This window comes from Bacillus sp. FJAT-22090 (assembly GCF_007676755.1).
In the GTDB taxonomy this organism is placed as follows: domain Bacteria; phylum Bacillota; class Bacilli; order Bacillales_A; family Planococcaceae; genus Psychrobacillus.
Genome location: NZ_VEBK01000014.1, coordinates 23,536 through 48,798 on the forward strand (window position 1 = coordinate 23,536; position 25,263 = coordinate 48,798).

17 protein-coding genes are annotated in these 25,263 nt (G+C 35.5%); 14 read left to right on the forward strand and 3 right to left on the reverse strand.

Annotation, left to right across the window (positions count from 1 at the left end):
* From FS486_RS15935 to FS486_RS15945, 3 genes are all read left to right on the forward strand, one after another.
* Positions 1-1,734, forward strand: a complete 1,734-nt coding sequence (locus FS486_RS15935) for a hydantoinase B/oxoprolinase family protein (protein ID WP_144512756.1) — start codon at positions 1-3, stop codon at positions 1,732-1,734.
* A gap of 18 nt (positions 1,735-1,752) precedes the next feature.
* Positions 1,753-2,067, forward strand: coding sequence for a cupin domain-containing protein (locus tag FS486_RS15940; RefSeq protein WP_260858131.1), 315 nt, complete (start codon positions 1,753-1,755; stop codon positions 2,065-2,067).
* Between the two features lie 63 nt (positions 2,068-2,130).
* The gene (locus FS486_RS15945) at positions 2,131-3,441 is read left to right on the forward strand and encodes a purine-cytosine permease family protein (protein ID WP_144512759.1); all 1,311 of its coding nucleotides are present in this window, start codon (positions 2,131-2,133) and stop codon (positions 3,439-3,441) included.
* A 202-nt stretch (positions 3,442-3,643) separates the two neighbouring features.
* Here the strand turns inward: FS486_RS15945 and FS486_RS15950 are convergent, their stop codons facing one another.
* The 3 genes from FS486_RS15950 to FS486_RS15960 all read right to left on the reverse strand — a co-directional run bounded on the left by FS486_RS15950 (position 3,644) and on the right by FS486_RS15960 (position 6,589).
* Positions 3,644-4,126 carry a sigma-70 family RNA polymerase sigma factor gene (locus FS486_RS15950; RefSeq protein ID WP_260858132.1) on the reverse strand — a complete coding sequence of 161 codons (483 nt, stop codon included), beginning with the start codon at positions 4,124-4,126 and terminating at the stop codon, positions 3,644-3,646.
* A 252-nt stretch (positions 4,127-4,378) separates the two neighbouring features.
* Positions 4,379-4,840, reverse strand: coding sequence for a competence protein ComK (locus FS486_RS15955; protein WP_186321482.1), 462 nt, complete (start codon positions 4,838-4,840; stop codon positions 4,379-4,381).
* Between the two features lie 249 nt (positions 4,841-5,089).
* Positions 5,090-6,589 carry a methyl-accepting chemotaxis protein gene (locus FS486_RS15960; RefSeq protein ID WP_144512763.1) on the reverse strand — a complete coding sequence of 500 codons (1,500 nt, stop codon included), beginning with the start codon at positions 6,587-6,589 and terminating at the stop codon, positions 5,090-5,092.
* A 233-nt stretch (positions 6,590-6,822) separates the two neighbouring features.
* Between FS486_RS15960 and FS486_RS15965 the strand changes: the two genes are divergently transcribed.
* From FS486_RS15965 to FS486_RS16015, 11 genes are all read left to right on the forward strand, one after another.
* Positions 6,823-8,538: a peptide ABC transporter substrate-binding protein gene (locus FS486_RS15965; protein ID WP_144512765.1), complete on the forward strand. Its 1,716-nt coding sequence runs from the start codon at positions 6,823-6,825 to the stop codon at positions 8,536-8,538.
* Positions 8,539-9,034: 496 nt separating this feature from the next.
* A complete protein-coding gene (locus tag FS486_RS15970) occupies positions 9,035-14,401 on the forward strand; it encodes a S8 family serine peptidase (protein ID WP_313957007.1) in 5,367 nt (1,788 codons plus the stop codon).
* 1,024 nt (positions 14,402-15,425) lie between these two features.
* A complete protein-coding gene (locus FS486_RS15975; protein ID WP_144512766.1) occupies positions 15,426-16,556 on the forward strand; it encodes a hypothetical protein in 1,131 nt (376 codons plus the stop codon).
* Positions 16,557-16,679: 123 nt separating this feature from the next.
* Positions 16,680-17,384, forward strand: a complete 705-nt coding sequence (locus tag FS486_RS15980) for a hypothetical protein (RefSeq protein ID WP_144512768.1) — start codon at positions 16,680-16,682, stop codon at positions 17,382-17,384.
* A gap of 109 nt (positions 17,385-17,493) precedes the next feature.
* On the forward strand, positions 17,494-18,219 hold the full coding sequence (locus FS486_RS15985; RefSeq protein ID WP_144512770.1) for a YveK family protein: 726 nt from the start codon (positions 17,494-17,496) through the stop codon (positions 18,217-18,219).
* Positions 18,220-18,223: 4 nt separating this feature from the next.
* On the forward strand, positions 18,224-18,937 hold the full coding sequence (locus FS486_RS15990) for a CpsD/CapB family tyrosine-protein kinase (RefSeq protein ID WP_144512772.1): 714 nt from the start codon (positions 18,224-18,226) through the stop codon (positions 18,935-18,937).
* A 44-nt stretch (positions 18,938-18,981) separates the two neighbouring features.
* The gene (locus tag FS486_RS15995) at positions 18,982-19,749 is read left to right on the forward strand and encodes a tyrosine-protein phosphatase (RefSeq protein ID WP_144512774.1); all 768 of its coding nucleotides are present in this window, start codon (positions 18,982-18,984) and stop codon (positions 19,747-19,749) included.
* 34 nt (positions 19,750-19,783) lie between these two features.
* Entirely contained in the window at positions 19,784-21,616 is a 1,833-nt protein-coding gene (locus tag FS486_RS16000) for a polysaccharide biosynthesis protein (protein WP_144512775.1), read from the forward strand.
* A 52-nt stretch (positions 21,617-21,668) separates the two neighbouring features.
* Positions 21,669-22,895, forward strand: a complete 1,227-nt coding sequence (locus tag FS486_RS16005) for a lipopolysaccharide biosynthesis protein (protein ID WP_144512777.1) — start codon at positions 21,669-21,671, stop codon at positions 22,893-22,895.
* Positions 22,896-23,367: 472 nt separating this feature from the next.
* Positions 23,368-24,255 (forward strand): O-antigen polymerase, encoded by an 888-nt coding sequence (locus FS486_RS16010; protein WP_144512779.1) that lies wholly within the window; start codon positions 23,368-23,370, stop codon positions 24,253-24,255.
* The gene (locus FS486_RS16015) at positions 24,245-25,204 is read left to right on the forward strand and encodes a D-glucuronyl C5-epimerase family protein (protein ID WP_144512781.1); all 960 of its coding nucleotides are present in this window, start codon (positions 24,245-24,247) and stop codon (positions 25,202-25,204) included. The genes FS486_RS16010 and FS486_RS16015 overlap by 11 nt, the downstream gene beginning before the upstream one ends.
* The last annotated feature ends 59 nt before the right edge of the window (positions 25,205-25,263 follow it).

Here is a 25,263-nt window from a genome sequence, read left to right on the forward strand (position 1 = left end):
ATGACTACGATGACTAAACTAGATCCATTTACTTTGGAGATTGTGAAAGACTCTCTTTTATCAGCTGGGGATGAAATGTTTGTAGCACTTGCGCGTACTTCGATGAGTCCTATTATATATGAAGTACTTGACTATGCGAGTGGTTTGACGGATGCACATGGGAACTTATTGACACAAGGGAACGGGGTAACAGGTTTCATTGGGATGCTAACGTTTATGGTAAAAGAAACGCTAAATAAGTATCCAGGTGAAAAGTTGAAAGAAGGAGACATCATTATTATTAATGACCCCTACCAAGGAGGGGGTTCTCACCTTTCCGATGTTGGTCTAGTTATGCCTATTTTCTATCAGGGAGAGCTCGTAGCATTTTCTGCGAATAAAGCCCATTGGACAGAAGTGGGAGGGAAAGATCCGGGATCGTTTACAAATGATTCAGTAGATATTTTCCAAGAAGGACTTCAATTTTCTTGCATTAAGCTTTATGACGAAGGAAAGTTGAATGAAGGAATTGTAGAAATTATACGGTCAAACGTTCGCTTTCCAGACTTATCTCTCGGAGATATGTTTGCACAGGTTGCCGCACTTCGTACAGGGGAGCGACGTGTAAGAGAATTATGTGAGAAACACTCAATGGAAACGATTTTAGCAGCGATTGAATATCATCTTAATCACGGAGAGCTCATTTCTCGTCAAGAGTTAAAGAAATTACCGAAGGGTGATTTCTATGCGGAGGATTTTATCGATACAGATGGTATTGGCAATGGTCCTTTCCCTATCAAAGTAAAGGTTACCATCACAGATGATGAATTTATTTGTGATTTTAGAGGAAGTTCACCACAAGTGCCAGGACCAATGAACTGTTCTTACACAGGGCTTGTGTCAGCTGTACGTGCAATTTTCCTTGCAATTACAAACCCTGCACAAGACGTAAACGATGGTGTTTTCCGTCCGTTGAAAATCATAGTAGATACCAAATCTATAATGTCAGCTGAGCGTCCAGTACCAGTATCCAATTATTTTGAAACACTCTTGGGCAGCTTAGATTTAGTTTGGAAAGCGATGGCTCCCCACATCCCGTCTCGTTTAAATGCAGGACAGTTTTTATCTGTTTGTGCGGTAACATTGTCCGGTAATCATCAGGATACAGACGAACCTTTTCTAATCGTCGAACCATCTGTTGGTGGGTGGGGAGGTTCTATAGATAAGGACGGAGCTTCTGGACAATTCTGTTTCTCAGATGGGGAAACTTATAATGTACCAGTTGAGGTTGCAGAAACTAGATATGGCGTACTACTAGATGAGTATAGTCTTCGCCAAGATGGAAATGGGGCAGGAGCAGGAAAATTTATCGGTGGTAAAGGTGTTATTCGTTCTTATCGTGCTCTCTCAGATGGGCAGGCGGTAACTGTGACATTTGGTCGCAATAAGTTTTTACCATGGGGAATCGATAAAGGTCATGATGGGTCTCCGAACGAATTCTATGTAAAAAAATCGTCTGGAGAAGTAGATGGTCCTTATGGTGTTTACCCAAGATACAAACTAAACACGAATGATGTAGTTCAGCTGATGACGGGAACAGGTGGAGGCTATGGTAATCCTTTGGAACGACCGGCTGCACAAGTAGCAGAAGATGTGAAAAATGGGTACTTCACCGTTGAAGAAGCGCGTCAGTATTTTTTAGTAGAAGTAAACGGGGATACATTTGAATATGAGGAATTAGCAGGTAGAAAATGATTAAAGGGGAATCACATGATGAAAAAAACAACACTACAAGCATCGAATGAAATTGTTCAAAACTTATTCCACGATCAATATCCAAATGCAGAAGTTAAATTTGGTTATGTAACAATACCAGCAGGGGAGCGTCTTCCTTCCGAAGGGACCAATGCACATGAAGAGCAAGAGTATTCCTATCTATTAAAAGGAACTCTACGTGGTGAATCAAATGGAGAAGCATATGAAATTAGTGCTGGAGAGGCATCTTTTATTCCCGCAGGTGAACAGCATTGGTGTGTGAATAATGGTGAAGAATCAGTCGAACTAGTATTTGCATTAGTGAAAGCTTAAATATAGAAATCGAAGGTAGAAATACCTTCGATTATTATACAAATATAAAAGGGGTGAAATAAAATGGACAAAAATCAGTCAGCAGAGAAGAAATCCTTTTTAGGAAATGACCCAGCTCTTTCGGCAATTCCTGAAAAAGATCGTCAGCACTGGATAACGCCGGCAATGATTTTTGGAGGTTTAGAATTTACAATACCAGTATTAATGGTAGGGGCAGCACTTACAGCTAGTTTTGGTTTAAGTAAAATATTGCTAATTCTTATTATTGCATTATTTGTATTTCAATGGACTGGAAACACGTTACAAGGCTATATTGGTGCGAAAACTGGTCGATCTTCTTCCGTAATAGCTAAAGCAAGCTTTGGATCGGTTCAAGCAAAAGTTATAGTAGGACTAACAATTTTCATCGTGTCTCTCGGATGGTGGGCACTTCAAACTGCCGTGGCGGGAAATGCGATGTCCGCAATGATTGGGATTGACTACGAAACTAACTGGATTGGCTGGGCGATTGTAACAACGATTGCAGGAATCCTTTTTGCATTACCTTCTATTATAGGATATGACTCTATGAAGTGGACAGATTACCTAGCTGTTCCTTCTGGACTTTTATTAATAATTGGTGGTATTTACCTAGCATTTAAAAATACAGGTTGGAATACGATTGTATCGTGGAGCCCTGAACCTACGATGACCATTTTTACTGCGATTAGCTTAGTAATTGGGGTGAATGTTTCTCAATGGGTAATTGCCTCTGACTATACGCGTTATGCAAAACCAACATGGAAAGATAACTGGATTATTCCAAGCGGTATCGTTGTAATTGGTTTTCCTTTATTTATTGTTGGGGCAATCATGTCTGTTGGAGTCGGCGATGCGGATATTGTAAATGTAATGATGAACCTTGGATTTCCTGTATGGGGTTTTCTAATCTTATGGCTGGCTACTTGGACATCTCAGCTTGTAAATAATTACAGTATGGGCTTGGCATTAGCCAACGTATTAAATGTTAACTCAAGTAAAGGTAGAGCACTCCTTACATTAATCGGTACAATCATTGCCATCATCATAGCATTAATGGGTATTCTACAATATTTTGAAGACTTCTTATATTTAACAGCACTTTTATATCCAGCGATTGCAGGAGTTATGATGGGTGACTTTTTCTTCATCCGTAGACAACAGTGGGAAGACATTCCAGGCTGGAACTGGATGGCAACCATTGCAGTCGTGGCAGGTGTTATTGTCGGTTACATTACACAATATGTTAGTCCGATGGGTTTACCTGCTGTTCAATCACTATTCGTTTCGATAGCAATATATTTTATATCTATGAAGATTAAAAAGAAAGTTGCACCCGATCGTTTTACCGTTTAAAAACATTTAATAGAATAGGAGATAGAAAAGCGGCTAGAGTAAATCTTTAGTTGCTTTTTTAATTTTAATTGGAAAGTTTTTTCGTTGTGGTAAATGTTAGAAAATATGAAGGTAAATAAAAATCCCTAAAGAGCAACATTGCTTTTCAGGGATTTTTCGCATTGGCTAAGAAGGTTATTGATTTTTATTACTAATAATAGACCTAAGCCAACCTTTCCCTAAGCTTATTCAACAGACGTTCTCGTCGTTTTTTTATACCGGAGATAGTGATGCCAGCACGGTCTGCAGCCTGAGAAAGAGATATTCCTTCGACAAAAATCCAAAGTAGTAAATCCTGTTCGGTACGTGATAGCTTGTCGATTACGTCGCCCAACTCTTCATGGATGAAACTTGTCGTAAATGATTGTTCGATAATAACCGCTAGTTTTTCATCTTCCACTGGATCGATATATTCTTCCCGATGTACTTCCTTTTTTAACTCATCTAGCATTGCCCCATATATACTGCGGTAGGCATAAGGGGGGAAGTTACCTTTTTGCTCATCGAATTTCATCCAAGCCCTCCATAAAGCTATTCTTCCCGATTGTTTATATAGTTCATGATTTTTATAGATATTCAGTTTGCGCATACAGGCTGAAATCATTGGCTCATACTGTGTAAGTATATCCTCAAACTCTCTCAACATGGCTTCCTTTTGAGTCGTGCACGATTCGGTTATTCCTAGGTACCTATAGAATAGACAGAATGTAATAGATGTTCGAGTGGATAAATAGATAGTTTGCTACTATGAAACGGAGAGTATGGCTAGAAGTTCTATACACTTTTTAAAAGACTAATAGAAAAAATAGACATAAAAAAAATGGCTATGATGAAACCTAGCCACTTTTCTTCATTGATTAACATCAGGAGATATATTGATTTTTTTACAGCTTAATCCTTAACCTTCACGCTCGAGATTACTAAATATATTTAATAGCGTATGAAGTCGTTGTTGTTGTTTTAATAAAACATTCTTGGAAACTCTTACTGTAGTCTGAATTCCATTATTAAATACGATCTGGGATATACCGTTTCCTAAATCATTTACCGAAAATAGATGATTAAAAATCCAGACACAGTCTACATTTTTATAGGATGTCGTTGGGAATGCGCCGATTTCGTTTGGAGCAATAATCACTGGTGTTTTATGCGCATAATTCATCATTACCTTTGCAGCATGTATACGACCTTCTAAAGTGGAAGCATAGCGGATACAAGCGTTATTAAGCAGGTTAAGTACGGACATATTCGAATAAATAATACCGTTCGTTGTCATGATTTCTGATTTATGATCCCCGATAAAAGCTGATTTCACTAACAAAACTTTTCGACTAATTAAGTTAGAACAAAAATTCTTCAAAATTTTTCCTCCCCTTAATATACCTCCTATAAATATATTAGCAAATACCTATATGAAAGTATAGTCTAAATATACTGAATAAATGTATTATTCTAATTTAATATGATTGAACTGGTATTATTTCTTTAAATTGTATAACCTACAATATTAAAGTGCTTCATCAATACTGTCTAGCAATAGAAAGAAGCACGAACTAAACAAGCAGAACCCGATTTCATTTTAAATACGGGTTCTGCTTTCTATTTTTTATTAATTTCGTGTCAACGCCTGTAAACCTATAAGCAATTCGTTGAGTTGCTCAAAGTTAGAGATGATTTGGTTGACTAGTGTATACTGACTTTCTGAACGGGAAACAACCTCTTCAACAGCTGCTGCATTTTCTTCCGTGATTTGGGCAACTGTGTTGACCCCTGCTGTTGCAATTCGCGAAGATTGCGTAGTTTTCTGTAGCATTTCTTCTAGACTGGTGGATTGGCTGATTACTTGTTTTGTATTGTCTTCAATTTGTTCAAAAACAGCTTTCACCTGATTTGTCTTTTCTGTAATCATATTTGCTGATTCTAGGCTTTGATAAACACCTGTTGTAACTTCATCCGACTTAGTACGGATTGTAGTTAAGATGTTATGAATTTGAGAAGCAGCTTGGTGACTATTCTCAGCAAGCTTTCGGATTTCATTGGCAACAACGGCAAAACTCTTCCCATATTCTCCAGCCCGAGCAGCTTCGATGGAGGCATTCAAGGCAATTAAATTCGTTTGATTGGAAATATCCTCGATGGTCGTTAAGATTGTCAGGATGACTTGGTTTTCAGCATTTAATTCGTCCATAAGCACCGCTGTTTTTTTTGTGTTTATACCAATCGTATTTATTTCAGTAGTAAGTGAGTGAAAATCCTGTAATCCTTTTTGTGTTAACCCACCTGTAGTTGATGAAATTGAGTGCATCTTATCTGATGCGACCGCTGCATTTTGGATTTCATAATCAAAGACGTTAATCGAATTTTTAATTGCATCTGTGCTCGCTACTTGTTCCTCAATTTGTTTAGCAACAGCGGTAAATGCGTTTTTCACCTCTAATGAAATATCACCAGTTGATACGGCATTGTTCCGTAAGACGGAGTAGAACTCATTTAGTCCGTCAACAGAGTGGGAAACTTGCTCCAGCAAAGTTATTATCCTTTCTTCAGAACTTTTTGCCCGGTCTACAGAAGCGATGGCCATATTGATCGATGCAGTTCCTATAAAGGTAAATAAAATTGCGATGATGAAGGTGAGAATTAAAAGTGCAAATAATATAAGCAGTACTTTCAAACTCGAATAACCAAGGAAGACGGTGGTTTGCAGTGTCATGAAAAGTACGATTAAAATTATGCTAGAAAGGATCATTGCGACAATTGTATGCTTGTAATTATAATAAATGGTCGCAAAAATAAGACCTAAGTAAAGCAAAATGATCGAGTAGAAAACCCCCGAATAAATGATTAGTATAGTAAAAAAAACAATTACGCCTATTATACTGATATAAGGAATAACTAACGTCCAGTATTTCTTTTTGGCTAATTGCCAACCTGTGCCTACTAACAGAATTCCAACTAGTACCATAAAAGCGTTTAGTAAAAAAGGTATTTTCATGATAAATGCCGTAATAATGCTCACTAAAATTATGAAAGCAAAAATGATAAGAACAGGGACGTGCCTTGAATCAGCTATTACACTTTGCGTTCTTTTACTCGATTTAATTGTATACATCCTATTACTTCCTATTCTATATTAATATATTATTGTCTAAACTATAATATCGGTCATAAATATATAAGATTAATACTATATTGAAATAATTGAGTGTGGATTTAAATAGATTATTTATATGTAAATGGATTCTTAATTTTTGAAATTCTGAAAATCATTCTAGATAGTTTAAACGTATAAGGTATAATAAAAAGGGGATTATTATTTTACGAAAACATAAAGGGGAATGTTTAATGAAGAAAAATAAATTAATATGGCTTTTGGGAATTGTAATGATTCTCGGTATTTTTTTAGTGGCATGTGGAAAAGGAGAAAACGCAAGTACTTCTGATGATACAAAAGAACCGGATAATTCCACTGGCACGAAAGAGGAAATAAGTGAAGAACTTGATGATGAACAAATATTAAATTTAGTAGAGCGCGCAGAAATTCCATCAATGGATTCAGTTCTTGCAGATGATGCTGTTTCCTTCAATGCTCTAAATAATGTAGCAGAAGGATTATTTCGTCTGAACCAAGATAATATAGCGATCCCGGCTATGGCTGAGGGTAAACCTGAAGTTAGTGAAGATGGTTTAACGTATACATTCAAATTACGTGATGCGAAATGGTCTGATGGTACAGCTGTAACTGCTAACGACTTTGTATTTGCATGGCAACGTGCAGTTGATCCGGCTACCGGTTCGACTTATGGACCTTACATGATGTCTGGCACTATCAAAAATGCTACGGAAATATCTGCTGGCTCATTGGACAAGTCGGAACTTGGGGTAGAAGCAAAAGATGACAAAACATTAGTTGTATCACTAGTACGGCCGATTCCTTATTTTGAATCTCTTATGGCGTTCGGGACTTTTTATCCACAAAAAGAGGAGTACGTTGTTGCTCAAGGTAAGAACTATGCTTCCAATTCGGAAAACCTGTTGTCAAACGGTCCGTTTATATTGAAAAATTGGGATGGGAATGGTCTTTCTTGGACAATGGAAAAGAACCCGGAATACTGGGATGCAGACACAGTTAAACTTGATACAATTAACGTAGATGTTATTAAAGAAGCAAGTACATCTGTTAACTTGTATAATAACGGAGAAAAAGATCGCGTGGGACTTTCTGGTGAATTTGCGATGCAATATGCAGGTGACAAAGAAGTAGATCAAGTTCTAAAACCGACAGTGTACTATTTAAAATTCAATCAAGAACGTAATGGAGTAAAAACACCGCTTTCAAATGTAAAGCTAAGAAAAGCGCTAGCTATGTCTTTCAATAAACAAGACTTAGTCGATGTTGTTCTAGCAAATGGCTCTATTCCAGCGGATTTCCTTGTGCCGACAGAGTTTGCATACGATGAAAATCAACAAGATTTCCGTGAAGTAAATGGCGATATGCTCCCATTTAATGCGGAAGAAGCAGCGAAGTTATGGGAAGAAGGCATGAAAGAGGAAGGCTTAACTAAGCTGACACTCGAGTATATTAGTGGTGATACGGATCTCGCAAAAAACATGGACGCTTACTTGCAGTCACAGATGGAGAAAAACCTTAAAGGACTTACTCTTAATGTGAAAAACGTTCCTTTCAATGTTAAATTAGACCTAGACGCTGCTCAAGACTATGATATCCAAAGCACTGGTTGGGCACCTGACTTCCAGGACCCAATCACTTTTGTGGATCTATTCCAATCAGAATCATCTCAAAATAATATGTCTTTCTCTAATGAAAAATTTGATGCACTTTTAGCTAAAGCAAAAGGCGAACTGGCATTAGATCCTCCTGCACGTTGGAAAGCATTGGCTGAAGCTGAAAAAATAATTGTAGAAGAAGAAGCAGGTATTGCAAACATGTACCAAACGGGCTCTATGTCGTTGCAAAAGCCTTATGTACATGGGATTATTGCTCACCCGTTCACTGGCGACTATAGCTATAAATGGGCTTATATTTCTGGAAAAGAATAAAACAGTGTTATAAACTGGGACACATTTTAATTTCAAAAGCTGACATTTACTATTCATTTAAGAATAGAAAGTGTCAGCTTTTTTATATAGAAAAATATAGTTGGATTTCTTTCCCTTTTGTTTGTCGTTTATAAAATCTTTTTATCTAATTTTGAAACAATAAGATATATTTTCCTATTAATAAAAATTAAAAGACTATTTATTTCACATAATTAGGTATAAAAACAGTGTTTCAACATTCTGAATATTTATAATACAATGAGCGAAGAGGAGAAGAAATTTTCAGAAGAGAGCTGAATTTAATCTTGAGCAAGGACATGTCATATCAACATGGACTAGCACATACACTATAGACAGCATTACATGATGCAAATCTCTAGCGTATGTAACTCTAATTATTTTCATAGGAGGGAAGCGGTTTTTATAGAAAAGCAATAGAAATGGACAAACTTATAGGTTCGTAGAGTAACTAACTGTGGAAAAAGGGGGAAATGTATTGAAGAACAAATCATTAAATAAGTTATTTAGCCTATTTATGGTACTAGCTATGGTCTTTACGATGTTGAGTCCGGCCATTACCGCTTCTGCAAACTCTGAAGTAAAGCCATTCAAACAAAACATGCCAAGCGAAAGCACAATGCAATTAAAAGCAGCGATCGCGGAACAACTAAATGTATTGGATGGTGGACCAAAACTACACAAGGATTTACAAGACCTATCTGGTAACCAAGACGTTGCAGTAATCGTACATTTATCTGAAAAACCTGTTGCCCTTGAAAAAGGTATAAGCCAATTAAAAGGGAAGGCATTCTCCGCTTCTCAAGAAAGCCAAGTTAGATCTAAAGTAAAAGCCCAACAAACATCCGTCCAAAAGGAACTGACTGTTAAAAATATCTCTGTTAAAAAGGGATACTCATTTGATACAGTATTGAACGGGTTTGCAGCGGTTGTGAAAGCAAACGATCTTCCAAAACTTCTTGCAGTTCAAGGAGTGACTCTCGTAGAACCTGACACGATCGTTTATGCTTCAGAGGAACCACAAAAAACGAAACCGACAAAACCTTCTACGATTAATAAAGACAAAATCGTAGATGCAAAAATGAATACAAGTATTTCCTTTCTAGGAATTGAAAAGCTTTGGAACGAAGGCATCCAAGGACAAGGTGTTAAAGTTGCAGTCCTTGATACAGGAATTGATGCGGACCACCCAGAGTTCGCAGGTATTTATAAAGGTGGAAAGAACTTTATTCCAAATTCATCTACTTATACAAGAACTCGTGCGGACAATGATGCATCGGAAACTTCTCCTGTAGAACGTCCAGCAGGAACGCCTGAATTTCATCCTACTACAGGAAGTGCGTTCTATACTTCTCACGGCTCGCATGTTGCTGGGACAATTGCAGCAATCGGTGCAAACGAATACGGTATTAAAGGGATCGCTCCAAAAGTAGATCTTTACGCTTACCGTGTACTTGGTGCATATGGTAGTGGATCTTCTTCAGGTATCATAAAAGCAATTGACACAGCTGTTATTGAAAAAATGGATGTTATTAATCTATCACTTGGTGGTGGTGCTAACACAGAAACAGACGGCGGATCGTTTGCTCTTAATAACGCAATGATGGCTGGAACAATTACAGTAACTGCAACTGGTAATGATGGTCCTAACCGTGGAACGATGGGAACTCCGGCTACTTCTCGTTTAGGAATTGCGGTTGGTAACACAACTAATCCAGAAACGATGTATAACGGAGAAGTAAATGTTACGGTTGGTGACTATAATCTCACAAAACAATTACAGTTAATGGGAACAACTTTCGGTAAAGATGTAGCAACACAACTTCAAGGGGAATTTGACTTAGTTGCAGTTCCTGGAAATGGAGAAGCAAAGGATTATCAAGGAATCGATGTAAACGGCAAAGTTGCATTGATCTCCCGTGGTAGCATTGCATTTGTCGATAAAATTGCATATGCAAAAGAAAACGGTGCAATTGCAACTATTATCCATAACTTTGCAGGTGGTACGAATGCACCAAATGCATCTGGAACATTCCTAGGTGACTCATTTGCATTTCTTCCAACATTTGATATGTCCCAAACGGATGGGGATGCAATTCGTGCAGCGTTAAAAGGGGGAGCAGGAAAGGTTTCCTTTGGTAATTTTAACTCTACAGCGACTGTTGGAGATGAGGTAAATGATTCAAGTTCACGTGGACCATCTACTCCAAACTTTGATATCAAACCTGATGTAAGTGCACCAGGAACGAATATTATGTCTACCATTCCTATGTACAAGGCAGATTTCCCAGATGCAGTTTATGATGAAGCATACGATCGTAAAACAGGAACATCCATGGCTACACCTCATATTGCAGGAATTGCGGCACTTATCAAACAAGCAAATCCAAGCTGGAGCGCATTCGATGTAAAAGTAGCGCTATCTAATACTGCGAAAGTGCTTGATAAGTCAAAATATGATGTCTTTGCTCAAGGTGCTGGACGAGTAAATGCTTATGCAGCAGCTCATCCGGATGTACTTGCTTATGCGCTTGATACAGCAGTGCTAGACGGAAGTGGAGCAATCGTTGACAACTTAAAAGGAACTGTTACATTTGGTCCGCAGTCATTAAAAGAAAATCTATCTGTTACTAAACAAATTCTTGTAAAAGATATTAAGGCTGCTGGTGGAAATTACAATGTAACAGTAGATACAACGAAAACTTTCGGTGATGCTAAGGTGACGGTTGATAAACCTTCGTTTACTCTTGCTGGGGAACAAGTGATTAATGTAACATTGACTGCTTCCAAAGTAACGGCACCACCAAAAGGATCTGAAATATTAGGTTATATCTACATTAACGGAGGCGGCTCAGAAATTTCATTGCCATTTGCAGCTGACTTTAGTGGTGTAGCAGCAACAGAAATAAAAGATATGAGTATTACAGAAACAGACTTATCCTTCGACGGAGACGGTGTGAAAGATTCAGCAGAGCTTCGATTCACACTGACAGGTCCTGTTACAACAAACTATATTGAAGTTTGGGATATTATGGACCCTGAAGGTGGAGAATACGGAGACGGCTATATCGGGTATTTACATGCAGGAACTTCACTTGCGGCAGGCTCTTGGAAGCTAACTGTAGATGGTGAGTACCAACCTTGGAGTGGTAAACCAGCTACTACGATTCCAGATGGCCTATATACAATCGACTTTAACGGACTAGCAGCATCTGGAGCAATTGGCGACTATGTTGGACCAGTTATAGTTAAAACAACGAAACCAGAAGTTACAGGTTCGGTTAAAGAAGGAGTAGCGACAGGGCAAGTAACTGATAAGTATATTGAATATAACGAAGAACTATATTTGTATGGCTTAGAATATGACTTAAATGAAAAACTAAATGCTTCTTATATTACAACGGTAAATGGAGAAGCAACACCTGCGGTAGACTTTGATTTGGCACAAGATGGCTCATTTACATTCCCAGTAGCAGATGGTGCTGACTCTGTGAAAGTTATTGTTAAAGATGCAGCGGGTAATGTAGGGGAAAAATTAGTTTATGAAAAAGAAGAACAGGTAGTAACGCTTGCGGTTAACCCAACGAATTTAGATTTAACAACTGGGAAAACAGCTCAACTTACTGTTAAGGAAACTTCAACACCTAAAGAAGGCGAAGCAACAGTAGTCGATGTAACGAATAATGCTACGTATATTGTAGCTGATGAAAGCATCGCAACGGTTACAAATGGTTTAGTAACTGCAGTAGGAAAAGGTTCAACTACGATTGCTGTTTCTCATGGAGAAAATACAGTGACAGTTAATGTAACTGTAAAAGATTCAGACGTTATTGTACCAGGTGTTAAACTGACTGCCAACAAAACGGAAGTGAATTTGTTAAAAGGTAAAGAAGACCAACTGAAAATCAAAGAAGTAACAACAACTGCTGATGGTAAAACAAAACAGCAAGATGTAACAAAAGCTGCAACTTATAAAGTAGCGGACGGTAAAATTGCTACTGTAAAAGATGGTTTAGTAACAGGGAAGAATCCAGGAAGCACAACGATTACTGTGAAATATGGTAAAAACGAGCTTACTGTAAATGTGACAGTTACTGAACTAGGCGTGACGCTAACTTCAAACAAAACAGAACTTGATTTGCAAAAAGGAAAAGAAGCGCAGCTGAAAATTACGGAAGTAACGACAACTGCGGATGGAAAATCTAAAAAGGTAGACGTAACCGGTTCTGCAAAATATTCAGTAGCAGACAACAAAGTAGCTTCTGTAAAGAGTGGTTTAGTAACTGCAAAAAATGCAGGAACAACTACAATTACTGCTAAATACGGTAAAAATGAAGTAACCGTACAAGTAACTGTTACAGAATCAGTTGTTACTTTAACGGCGAATAAAACAGAAGTGAATTTGGAAACAGGAAAAGAAGCGCAACTGAAAATTACCGAAGAAACAACAACAGCGGATGGCAAAACGAAAAAGACAGACGTAACAAAAGCTGCAACCTATAAAGTAGCAAATGGTAAAGTAGCTGAGGTGACGAACGGTCTAGTAATTGCAAAAGCTGTTGGAACTACAACGATTACTGCTAAATACGGTAAAAATGAAGTCACAATCAATGTAACAGTTACAGAACCAGCAGTGACACTAGAAGCAAACAAAACACAAATTGACCTAGAACCAGGAAAAGAAGCGCAGTTAAAAATTACAGAAGTAATCACTTCTGCAGACGGTAAAACGAAAAAGACAGATATAACATCACTTGCAACATACAAATCTGCAACTAATAAAGTAGCAACTGTAAATGCTAGTGGTTTAGTGCAAGCAAAAGCAGCTGGAACTACAACGATCACTGCTAAATACGGTAAGAATGAAGTTACTATTAATGTAGCAGTTACAGTGCCAGAAGTGACACTAACTACCAATACTACACAAATTGATCTAGAGCCAGGAAAAGAAGCAAAACTAAAAATCATGGAAGTAACAACAACAGCAGATGGAAAAACAAAGGAAAGAAACGTGACGACAGCGGCAACTTATAAAGTGGCAGATGGTAAGGTAGCTTCTGTAACAGAAGGTGTTGTAAGAGCAAAAAATGCTGGATCTACAACAATCACTGTTAAATACGATAAAAAAGAACTTACTGTAAATGTAAATGTAACACAGCCAGAAGTGACCCTCGTTTCAAATGCAACACAAATTGATTTGGAACCAGGAAAAGAGGCGCTTCTGAAAATTACAGAAGTAACAACATCAGCTGATGGAAAAACAAATGAAAAAATTGTGACAACTGCTGCAACTTATAAAGTAGCAGATGGTAAAGTAGTTTCTGTAACAAATGGTGTAGTCAGAGCAAAAAATCCAGGAATCACAGCAATTACTGTTAAGTACGGTTCAAATGAACTTACTGTAAATGTATCTGTGACAGCACCTGAAGTAACCCTACTTGCAGACACTACGCAAATTGATCTGGAAGCAGGAAAAGAAATGCAACTGACTATTAAAGAAGTAACCACAACAGCAGATGGCACAGCGAGTGAAAGAGATGTGACATCAGCTGCTTCCTATAAAGTAGGGGATAAAAAAGTGGCTACTGTAAACAATGGTTTAGTAAGAGCACTAAAAGCAGGTAGCACATCGATTACGGTTAAATATAGCGGAAAAGAATTGACTGTAAATGTTAACGTTAACGAAGCTAGTATTAAATCAGTAGTACCAGGCTCCGAAATGTTAGTTCCAGATGCTGAGTCCTTAGTGCCAAATCCAGAATTATTAATACCTAGTCCAGAATACTCTATACCGAGTTTTGACTTCTTGATGCCAGGAACTGGAGCAGCAATTCCAACCCTATAAGTGTGACTAAAAGAAACAGCTTGGGACAGTTCCCTTGCTGTTTCTTTTTTACTCTTTACCTACTCAATCTCTCAAACCCAGCGTTGAGTTCTCTAAACCAAGCGTCGAGTTCCCCAGTAAACCATGAGTCCCCCAAAGAACCATCCGAGTTCCCCAAAGTATCCCCCGAGTTCCCCAAACCCAGCATCGAGTTCCCCAAACCCAGCACCGAGTTTCCTAGTAAACCATGAGTCCCCCAAAGAACCATCCGAGTTCCCCAAAGTATCCTCCGAGTTCCCCAAACGCAGCGTCGAGTTCCCCAAAGAACCATCCGAGTTCCCCAGTAAACCATGAGTCCCCCAAAGAACCATCCGAGTTCCCCAAAGTATCCCCCGAGTTCCCCAAACCCAGCGTTGAGTCCCCCAAACCATCCATCGAGTTCCCCAAACCAACAATCGAATCCCCCATTAGATGACTATATTAAAAGAAACAGCTTGGGAGAGATTCTTTGCTGTTTTTTTATGATGAATATATTCTCCTTATTTTCCCGAAGGATTCTAAGTAGATGAACTATAACGATGTGGAATTCTGAAATTCATGGCCCTTATAGCAATCTATTTATAATAATTTGCAATTAATCCACCCAAGTATCCTTTTCCTTGAGTGGATCTGTCGAAAAGGTAATTGGGATAATATTCCAATGACCTTTTGGTTTCAAAAAGTATATGGGCTTTTAATCATCCAGCGAAGGAACGATCTTAAAATAGCATTGGCAAACTGGTGATGATTCCAGTTATTAACAAATTCTGAAATAAAATATTATCCTTTGAACATAAGCAAATTAATGTTAATTAACTAAACCTTCAACAAATTTTAACCATCCAAAAAGCACTAAATATTAGCTGATTATAAGGGAAAAATAGCACAAATAATAAAAAAATTATATTTTTATGTCTAATAATCTGAAAATGGGGTAATTGGGTAATATTCTGATAGTTATTGGGGTGTGTTCTTTAATAACTATTCGATTAAGAGGAGGAGCAAAATGAGAGGAAGAATCTTGAAGCAAGCAACAGTTGCAGTATTGTTATCAACTTCAGTTTTATCATTTTCCACAATCGCATATGGAAACACCTCATTGAATCAATCTATCGACAGAACGAAAACAGAACTAAGTAAGGGAACTATGCACTATGTATATCCAGCTATTGAAGGAAAACTTATCTCAAGTGAAGCATTATATCCAGCTTTAAACAGTGCAAAGAAAAAATATGAGAGGACTAGAAGTCTTATACACTCGTCCTCAGTTTCTACTGCACAAAAACTAGCAATGATTGAGGAAATTGATAACCTCTATAACGAAAAAATTACAGAAGGATTGGTTCCTTATATAGATGCATATAACTATGCAGTAAAATATTTGGCTCCAATTATGAGCAATATTCAAGATGCTCAGGACAGAAAGGACTTTGCTGCCGTCGAAAAAGAATATCATAAACTTTCCTATCAACTAAAAGGTAGATCTGCAATTTTATATCGTTTTTCTGGAAAAGCGGCTCGTGATTTATTGTTAGATAGATACAAAAAAACAGCAGATGCAAAACGTGATGAGTTAATGGTACCTGTAACAATTTATATGGAGACAATCAAAATTAATGACTACGTATCTAATGGCAGAAATGAAGATGCTATTTCATCGTATGCTGAAATTGAAGCGCTTTTATCTCGTCTTCCGAACGCATCTACCAATAAATTTGTTGCTGCTTTATTAGAAGAAGTTGCTAAAGCTAAGGCCGCTGTTGATGATCTACAGAGTTCACCGCAAGATGTTCTAAATAAGAAAGTGGACAGTTTAACAACATTTTTAAATAATACACAAAGTCCATATTTTACTATATCGACAAACGCTACAAATTCTATTGTGATTCATGTGAAAGAGAATGCTAGTGTTGTTGAATTTCTAGATAAAGGATTCTATTCAGCATTTACGAGCCAACTCGGAGTAACTAAAGTAAATGGAAATGCGCCTACTTCTCCACAGGCTATAACATATCTGGCTAGCCTTTTTCCAGGTGTGACAACTACGCATGAAATGAAAGGAAAATCTTTAGTTATTCCTTTAACTGTAAACAATGGTTCAGAACTAGAAGTTAACTTTACAATTCATTTTCAATAAAACTAATATATACCTACCACATCCCGAATATCTATCCATCCAATTAGTAAAAGATATTCGGGATATTAATTGTCTAGCTTTACTCAAATAGATTAGGTACTTTTAATCGGAAAGGGGAACGTTATGAAGAAATTAAAAATTTTCTTAATCGCAGCACTTGTGATTGTTGTAGGGATGGGTAGTTATCTACTCTATACGTTTAAATTTAAAGACTATGATGTCGCTGATGAGCAAGTAGAGAAAATTATAGAAGATGATTATAAAGTCGAACTTCCAGATGGGAACCTGCTTATAATAGACAAACCTTTAGAAGAAAGTAATGGAACATCAAAGTCCATTGAAAAAGATACTACTAAAACAGATTCTATTACTGTAACTACGGAAGAAGTAGCTAGCGCTATAGAAACGGAGGGAAAGGATACAACCTCCACAAGTGGAAATACTACTCAAACCAAAATCTCGAGTGTAAAGCCATCTTCTGCTGAAACAATAATTGAAAAATATAAACCAGCATTAGAAGGGCTGGAAGGACAAGCAGATACAAAAATTAATGCACTCATTGGACGAGCAGTGGGAGAATATCAAGAAAAGAAAACAAACGGCGAGAAAATAGACTTCGCTTATTTTTACAATAAGTACATGTCTGCGGCTAATAATCTAGAAGCAAATACAGATAGGGTCTTTAATTCTGTTATAAAAGTAATTGAAAAGGAGTTAGCGGCAAATGCATTTGACAAATCTAACGTGCAAATATTGAAAGATGAATACGAAGCTAAGAAAAAAGCAAGAAGAGATAGTTTAATAAGTAAAGCCCTTGGCAATCGCTAAAAACAAAAGAAGTGCTTATTTTTACGATGTTTAATTTCAGCTCAATTTAATAAATATTAAACAGTATTTAAAAAGAGAAGAAATTGAAATTAAAGGAGTTAAGAATTTAATGGAAGAGACAATCAGCCTCCAGGATATATTTAAAACGATTAAAAAAAGATTTACTTTAATTGTACTTTCGACGATTGTAGCAATTGTAATTAGTGGTGTCATTAGTTTTACATTATTAACACCTATATATCAGTCTTCTACACAAATACTAGTCAATCAAGAAAAGGTAGATGTTACTACATTCACCGCACAAGATATACAAACAAATTTACAACTCATCAATACATACAACGTGATAATCAAAAGTCCTGCTATTTTATCGAAGGTGATTGAAGAATTAGGACTAGATACTACACCAGCAGCTTTAAATAGTAAAATCACAGTCAATAACGAACAAAACTCTCAAGTGGTAAATATTACTGTCCAGGATTCAGATCCCAAACTAGCTGTAGAAATCGCCAATAAAACAGCTTCAGTTTTTCAGACTGAGATAAAAAAATTAATGAAAGTAGACAATGTGAGTATTCTAACACCTGCGTTTTTACCGGAAAATCCCGTACCTGTAAAACCTGATCCATGGATCAATATGGCTATTGCAGCAGTTGTAGGATTAATGGTAGGGATAGGTTTGGCTTTTTTAATAGAGTATTTTGATACAACGATAAAGAACGAACAGGATGTGGATGAACTTATAAACTTACCAATACTTGGACTAATCAGTCCTATCTCTAATAAGGATATTAAAAATACTATGGCGGAAGTGACAATCCGCAGAAAGAGGTAGTTAGATGGTTAGGAAAAAAAAGGATATAAAGAAAAAGTCTTTTCAAACCGCAGCAAGGAAATTAGTAACAGGCTTGAGTTCAAAATCAATAGTTTCTGAACAATTCCGTACACTACGTACGAATATAAACTTTTCTATGCCTGATAAAGAATTGAAGACACTTCTTATCACATCGTCTTCTCCTGGAGAAGGTAAATCGACAGTAGCAGCAAATATGGCAGTGGTTTTTTCACAAGAAGGAAAAAGAGTCCTCTTAGTGGATGCAGATATGCGAAAACCTACTGTACATCACACTTTTCATGTAACCAATACAGAAGGTATTTCTAATTTGTTATCTAGGAAATCTGTATTAGAAGATGTAGTAAAAACTTGTGAAATTGATAATTTGTCTATTATTACATGTGGTCCAATACCTCCTAATCCAGCCGAACTACTTAGCTCTCAAACAATGCAAAAGCTTTTGGGAGAAATGTCGAATAAATATGATCTTGTTATTTTCGATGCTCCACCTGTTTTATCGGTCACAGATGCACAAATTCTTTCAAACAAATGTGAAGGGACGGTTTTAATATTAAACTCTGGAAAAACAGAAAAAAATGCTCTTTTAAAAGCGAAAGAAACTTTAAAATCATCGAAAGCCAATATATTGGGAGTAGTGTTAAATAATTTTCAGCTTCAAAAAAATCATTATTACTACCAATATTACGGAAATGCCTAGTGAATGCGAAGCTTTATTTAAACATTAGAAAAAGAGGTATAAAAATGGTTGATATACATGCGCATATTCTTCCAGGAGCCGACGATGGTCCAAAAACATTAGAAGAATCTATGGAACTTATAAAGCAATCTATTATAGAGGGAATCACTGATATTATTGTGACTCCACACGCGTTTAGTCCTCATTATGATGTGCCTGCAAAACTGGTAAAAGAGAAAATTGAATTACTAACTGTGGAAATAAATAAATATGAACTACCGATTAAAATCCACGCTGGACAGGAAGTAAGAATACAACATTCTACAGGAAGGAAAATTTCTGAAGGAGAGGTACTACCTCTAGCAAGCTCCAAATACATCCTTATTGAGCTTCCTAGTGAAGGGATACCATTGTTCACAGTACCAGTAATACAGGAAATTATACAATTAGATAAAATTCCAGTAATAGCTCATCCAGAAAGGAATCGTACCATTGCAAATAACCCACAGCACCTAATGAAATTAATAAAAAGTGGTGCGATTGCTCAAATTACTGCTGGTAGTGTGGCAGGACACTTTGGAAAAAACATTCAAAAAATTTCACTCCAATTGGTGGATGCGAATTTAGTACATGCATATGGATCTGATGTACATAGCTTAACGAATCGCCCTTTACTATTTGATGAAGGGTTAAGCTACTTAGAAAAATATAAAAGACTAGACGCTGTAGACATCTTTTTAGAGAACAATTTTAGAATACTTAACAATAGTGATGTCATTCTCCTTGAACCAACGGAAGTCCCAGCAACTAAATGGTGGAAACTATTTCATTAAGAACAAATGTTTTAAAGAAAGGAATGAAGAAGAAATGTCTCTTAGAAAAAGAATATCTTTATTAATTTTTGTAGATTCTTGCATTGTGTTCTTTTCCATATATATTGGGTATTTTGTACTTCATCCTATAGAAAATCCTTTTAACTATACTTTTTTATTGTTAAGTGCGTTAACAATTTTTATGGCACATCATTTTTTTGCTTTGTATTATGGTCTTTATCGGAAAGTATGGGAGTATGCATCAATCAGAGAATTAGTCTCTATTGCTAAAGCTGTATGTTTTACAATTCTAACGGTTGCCACTATACAATTTCTTTTCATGGGGGATATCTTAATAAGAGCATTGTCCATTACATGGATGCTCCATATGTTACTAATCGGTGGGTCTAGACTATCTTGGAGAGTTTTCAGGGATTCATACTTGATAGGGGAAAAAAAGGTAAATAAAGCCGAAAAGCGAACGTTAATAATTGGAGCAGGATCGGCTGGTTCGATGATAGCACGTCAATTATTAAATAATACGGATTCACCATTAAAACCAATTGCTTTTTTAGATGATGATTGCACAAAAAAAGGTTTAGAAATATTTAATATAAGGGTAATGGGACCAACAGAACTTATTGAGAATGTCGTAAAGGACTTAGATATTGAGCATATCATTATTGCCATTCCTTCCTTAGAAAAACACAGAAGTTCCTACCTTATGCAAAAATGTCTCGATACGGGGATTCATACTCAAACAATGCCACTTATTGAGGATTTGTTGACCGGTAAAGTATCAGTTAATGAGATTAGGGATGTACGAATTGAAGATTTACTAGGACGTGATGAAGTAGTGCTGGACACAGAATCTATCTCAATGAAGTTAACAAATAAAAAAATATTAGTCACTGGAGCAGGAGGTTCAATCGGATCGGAAATTTGTAGACAAGTAGCCAAATTTGAGCCGAGTGAAATTATTTTGTTGGGACACGGAGAAAACTCAATATACACGATTGACATGGAGTTGAGGCAAAAGGTTTCGTCAGTGATCAAAATTATTCCGATTATTGCGGACATTCAAGACAGACAGAGAGTTTTTGATATTATTTCTACTCACAAACCTGATGTCATCTATCATGCTGCAGCACATAAACATGTCCCTTTAATGGAATATAATCCAATGGAAGCAGTGAAAAATAATATTTTTGGAACAAAAAATATTGCAGAAGCAGCCGACACTTTTGGTATAAAACACTTTGTCATGATTTCGACTGATAAGGCAGTAAACCCTCCCAACATCATGGGTGCGACAAAACGTTTTGCTGAAATGATAGTTCAGAATCTTGCGAAGAAAAGTAATACTAAATTTGCAGCAGTCCGATTTGGTAACGTTCTCGGTTCAAGGGGTAGTGTCGTTCCCCTATTTAAAAAGCAAATTGCTATGGGGGGACCAATAACTGTAACAGATCCAAATATGACCCGTTATTTTATGACAATTCCAGAGGCTTCGAGATTAGTTCTCCAAGCAGGTACTCTTGCAAATGGCGGAGAAATATTTGTTCTTGATATGGGGGAACCAGTGAAAATCGTAGATCTAGCCAAAAATCTTATAAAATTATCTGGATATACCGAAGACGAAATCGATATCTATTTCACTGGCTCTCGCCCAGGAGAAAAATTATACGAAGAGTTATTAAATGACAATGAAATTCAAGATAAATTCATCTTCCCTAAAATACATATTGGAAAAGCTAATCCTATAAATGAAGTGGAGCTTGATTATGTATTGGACAAATTGAAAGGTATGAAAGTCGAGGAGATGAAAGACATATTAATTGGTTTGGCGAATAAAGAAAATATTCAATTCCCAATGGGATCATATTAAGCGTTAAGACAAACATTCAAAGAAAATTAAATTAAGAAAAAGAGAAGATAAAATGAAAAAAAAAATACTTTCTGATGTCTATATAAATCTACTTAGTTCTTTTGTTTTTTTATTTGCTATACAAATACTATATTATCCAGAAATCTCAAAACATTTCAGTGAAGGATTTTTTGGAGAATTTATATATATCATCACTATTATAAATTTAGTAGGTTCCTTAATCGGAGGAACAATAAGTAATGTATTCTTAAAAAACTATTCTTCTTGGAAAATCCATAATACTTACTATCAAAAGTTTAGTAGCTTACTCTACATTTCTATTGCTTTGTTAATAGTTATTTTTCTTGGCTTCTTGGTTATAAGCATTCAACAACAACTTGGAATTACTCTATCTAATAGATTTATCTTGTTTATTTTTGCGATTACTTTTTTCAATCAAATGCGAGTAATTTTAACAACCTGGCTTCGAGCAAAACTAGATTATAAAGTTATTTTTCTCTTGAATTTAATAGTTTCTAGTATTTATTTTGTTGGATGGCTATTACTAAAAGCGGATATTTCAATTAATGTATTTTTAATAATCCTCTTTTCAGAGTTATCATTTTTAATCGTTTTTTTGGCAATAGATAAAAATCATATTAGATTATTTTCTATAGTTAATAAAATTCAAGATAAAAAGTTATATTATTCTGTATTCTTACTATTATTCTCATCTGTTTTTTATACTTTATATAAATATGTTGACCGTGTTTTAATCGGGCATTATATGAATATTGAATTTATACCTATTTTTTATGTTGCGAATATAACTGGTTTAATATTCGCTATACCCTTTAATGTTCTTTCCAATGTGGTATTCAGTTACATCGCACAAAAAAATACAATCGGAAAAACCCTATTAAAGCTTCTAATATATATACCAGTTTTCCTCTTTATATTCCTATTAATTATTAGTTCTTTTCTAGGCCCCATTCTGATCAAACTTTTATATCCAACGTATTATACAGAAGCTATGGGTATATTTAAAGTCTTGAATATAGGAAATGCCTTGTTGGTTGTAGATTACCTATTAAGGGGATTCATTATTAAATACTATTCTGAAGGATATAAAGTTATATCAGATTTAATTGCTCTTCTATTTTTTATTGGTATATCTATAATATTCTATGAAAATTCATTAGTTTCTTTTGCATACGGTTATTCAGTAGGGATACTTATTAAGTGTTTATACAATTATTCGTTGCTTCTTATTTATTTTAGAAGAGATGCAAAAAGGTAAGTAGTCTTTATCAAAGTGAAAGTGGAAAGGATAAAATATGCTGCTATTTCTAATACATTGTTTAATACCACTAGTAAGTATAATGATTATTAAAATTAGTTATGGTCAGGTTCTAAGTTTTTCATTTGTCCATATATTTCTCTATTCCTTTTTGTTTTTGATCTATATTAGGGCACTTGAGGTGTACGAACTTTTTGGAAATATTCATTTTCTTCTGTCAGTATGGATGATTCCTTTAATAGTGGTATTGGTAGCTTCTTTTATAAAAATTGTCGTTTTAAAGTCAACATACTCTTTTAATTTGAGGATTAGTAATCTACATTTCAATGCAACAGATAAATTCTTATATAGCAGAATTCATTTCTTTTCATTGATATTTTTGACGATAATAGTGGTTTTTATAGTTGATATTGGTTTTTCGAATATAGCTTTATTCACATTATTTATTAGTCCAAATAATAGTATAGAAGTAATGAATCAAAGAATTTCTGGATTAACATCCAACATTACCCCTTTACTAACTTATATTTATGCTTACTCGAGAACTTTAATATTTCCCTTATATTTCTCTTTTCTATCCATCTTATTTGCGAAGAAGAAAATAGGAAAATGGCATTACTTTCTGATTATGCTTACAGGTATATTCTTTTGTTTATCCACTACCGCGAAGTCACCAGTTGTCATTTTTATGATAAGTGGACTCTTTGGGTATAACTTTGCAATTGAAGGAAGGTTAAAGATTAAAAAAATAACTATGGGAATAATTATTGTTCTTTTAATTCCAGCCGCTATATACCCATTGTTGTATGGTTCATCTGGACTGAACAGCATGATAGTCCTTATTGATAGTCTTTGGAGAAGACTTACATGGGTTCCTTCTTATGCAAGTGGAGTGTATTTTGATTATTTTAGTAACCATAATTTATCCATGGGTTTTTCATCAAATAAGGTACTTTCTTTTTTTACAGGTCAAGAATATATTAATATACCAAGTTATATATATGAAAATTATTTTAACACTACTATACAGGGGGGACTTGTAAATGCATCTTATTTTGCGTCCTTTTACGCAGATTGGGGTCTTTACGGAGTTATATTTTCAACCATATTTATTAGTATGTTTTTAGTCTCATTAGACTATTTTTTTAAGCTGAATACTACTTTTCTTTATACAGCAGGGAAAGTAATTGTCCTTTTAGGAATGATTCACCTAATGCTTTCCAACTTTTATTCAGTATCACTCGGTAGAGGATTCGTATCCATCCCTTTGTTATTCTTGCTATTAAAAATAATCTCTACACAGAAGAATTATTTTTCTGTTAAAGATAGTGTATATAAAGGAGTAAAACATGAGATTTAAAAAGTTTAGTAAGGATATTTTTGAGTTTTTGCTAGTTAAAAAAAAATATAACTTGAAGACTGATCCTAGCAAAGCAATTTATCCAGTAGATTTAGATTTCACTCTAGATGACGAAGTAAATTACTACCATCCCTTTGATGAAAATGGTATTCCTATGAAAATCTATTCATCTAAAGGAAAACAATATAATCCTACTAGAATCGCTTCTTATGGATTCGCTCATTGGGGTAGATATCAAACAAATGGGAAAGAAATACACAAAAATGCATTTATGAACGTACTTTGTTGGTTTTGTGAAAATAACCAAAATGGTCTCTGGTTTTATGAATTTGAATGGAACGATTTAGAGAAATATTGGATATCTTGTATGGCACAAGGAGAAGGAATAAGTATTTTAACTAGAGGATATCTACTAACTTCAGATGAAAAATATATTAATCTTGCTATTAAAGCGATAGAACCATTCAAGAAAACTATTAAAGATAAAGGGGTGGTTTCTTATGTAAATGATGATTCTATTTTTTTTGAAGAGTACCCTACAGATAAACCCGTACATGTGTTAAATGGTTTTTTATATTCTTTAATTGGTTTAATAGAGTTTAAGGAAGTACTAGAAAAATTACAGGATAGAAAATTAGAAACACGCGAACTTAGTAAGTTAATTAATAATGCAGTGACATCATTAGAAAAAAATATTGATAGATGGGATGCTGGATTTTGGTCCTATTATGATTTACATCTAGAGGGAAAAAAAGTAAGAAATATTTCAACAATAATCTATCATATGCTACATGTTACCCAATTAAAATTTATCGCACATAAAACTAATAATAGTTATTTGATGCATATATCCACTAAATGGGAAAAGTACTTAATTAATACTAATTATAGAATAAAGGCATTAATGATAAAAATATTATATAGAATAAAAAATCATGCGCAAAGGTAGTGAATAAACATTAAAATTTGTCATTTAACTTCTGTTCATACTGTTTATGATACGAGGAT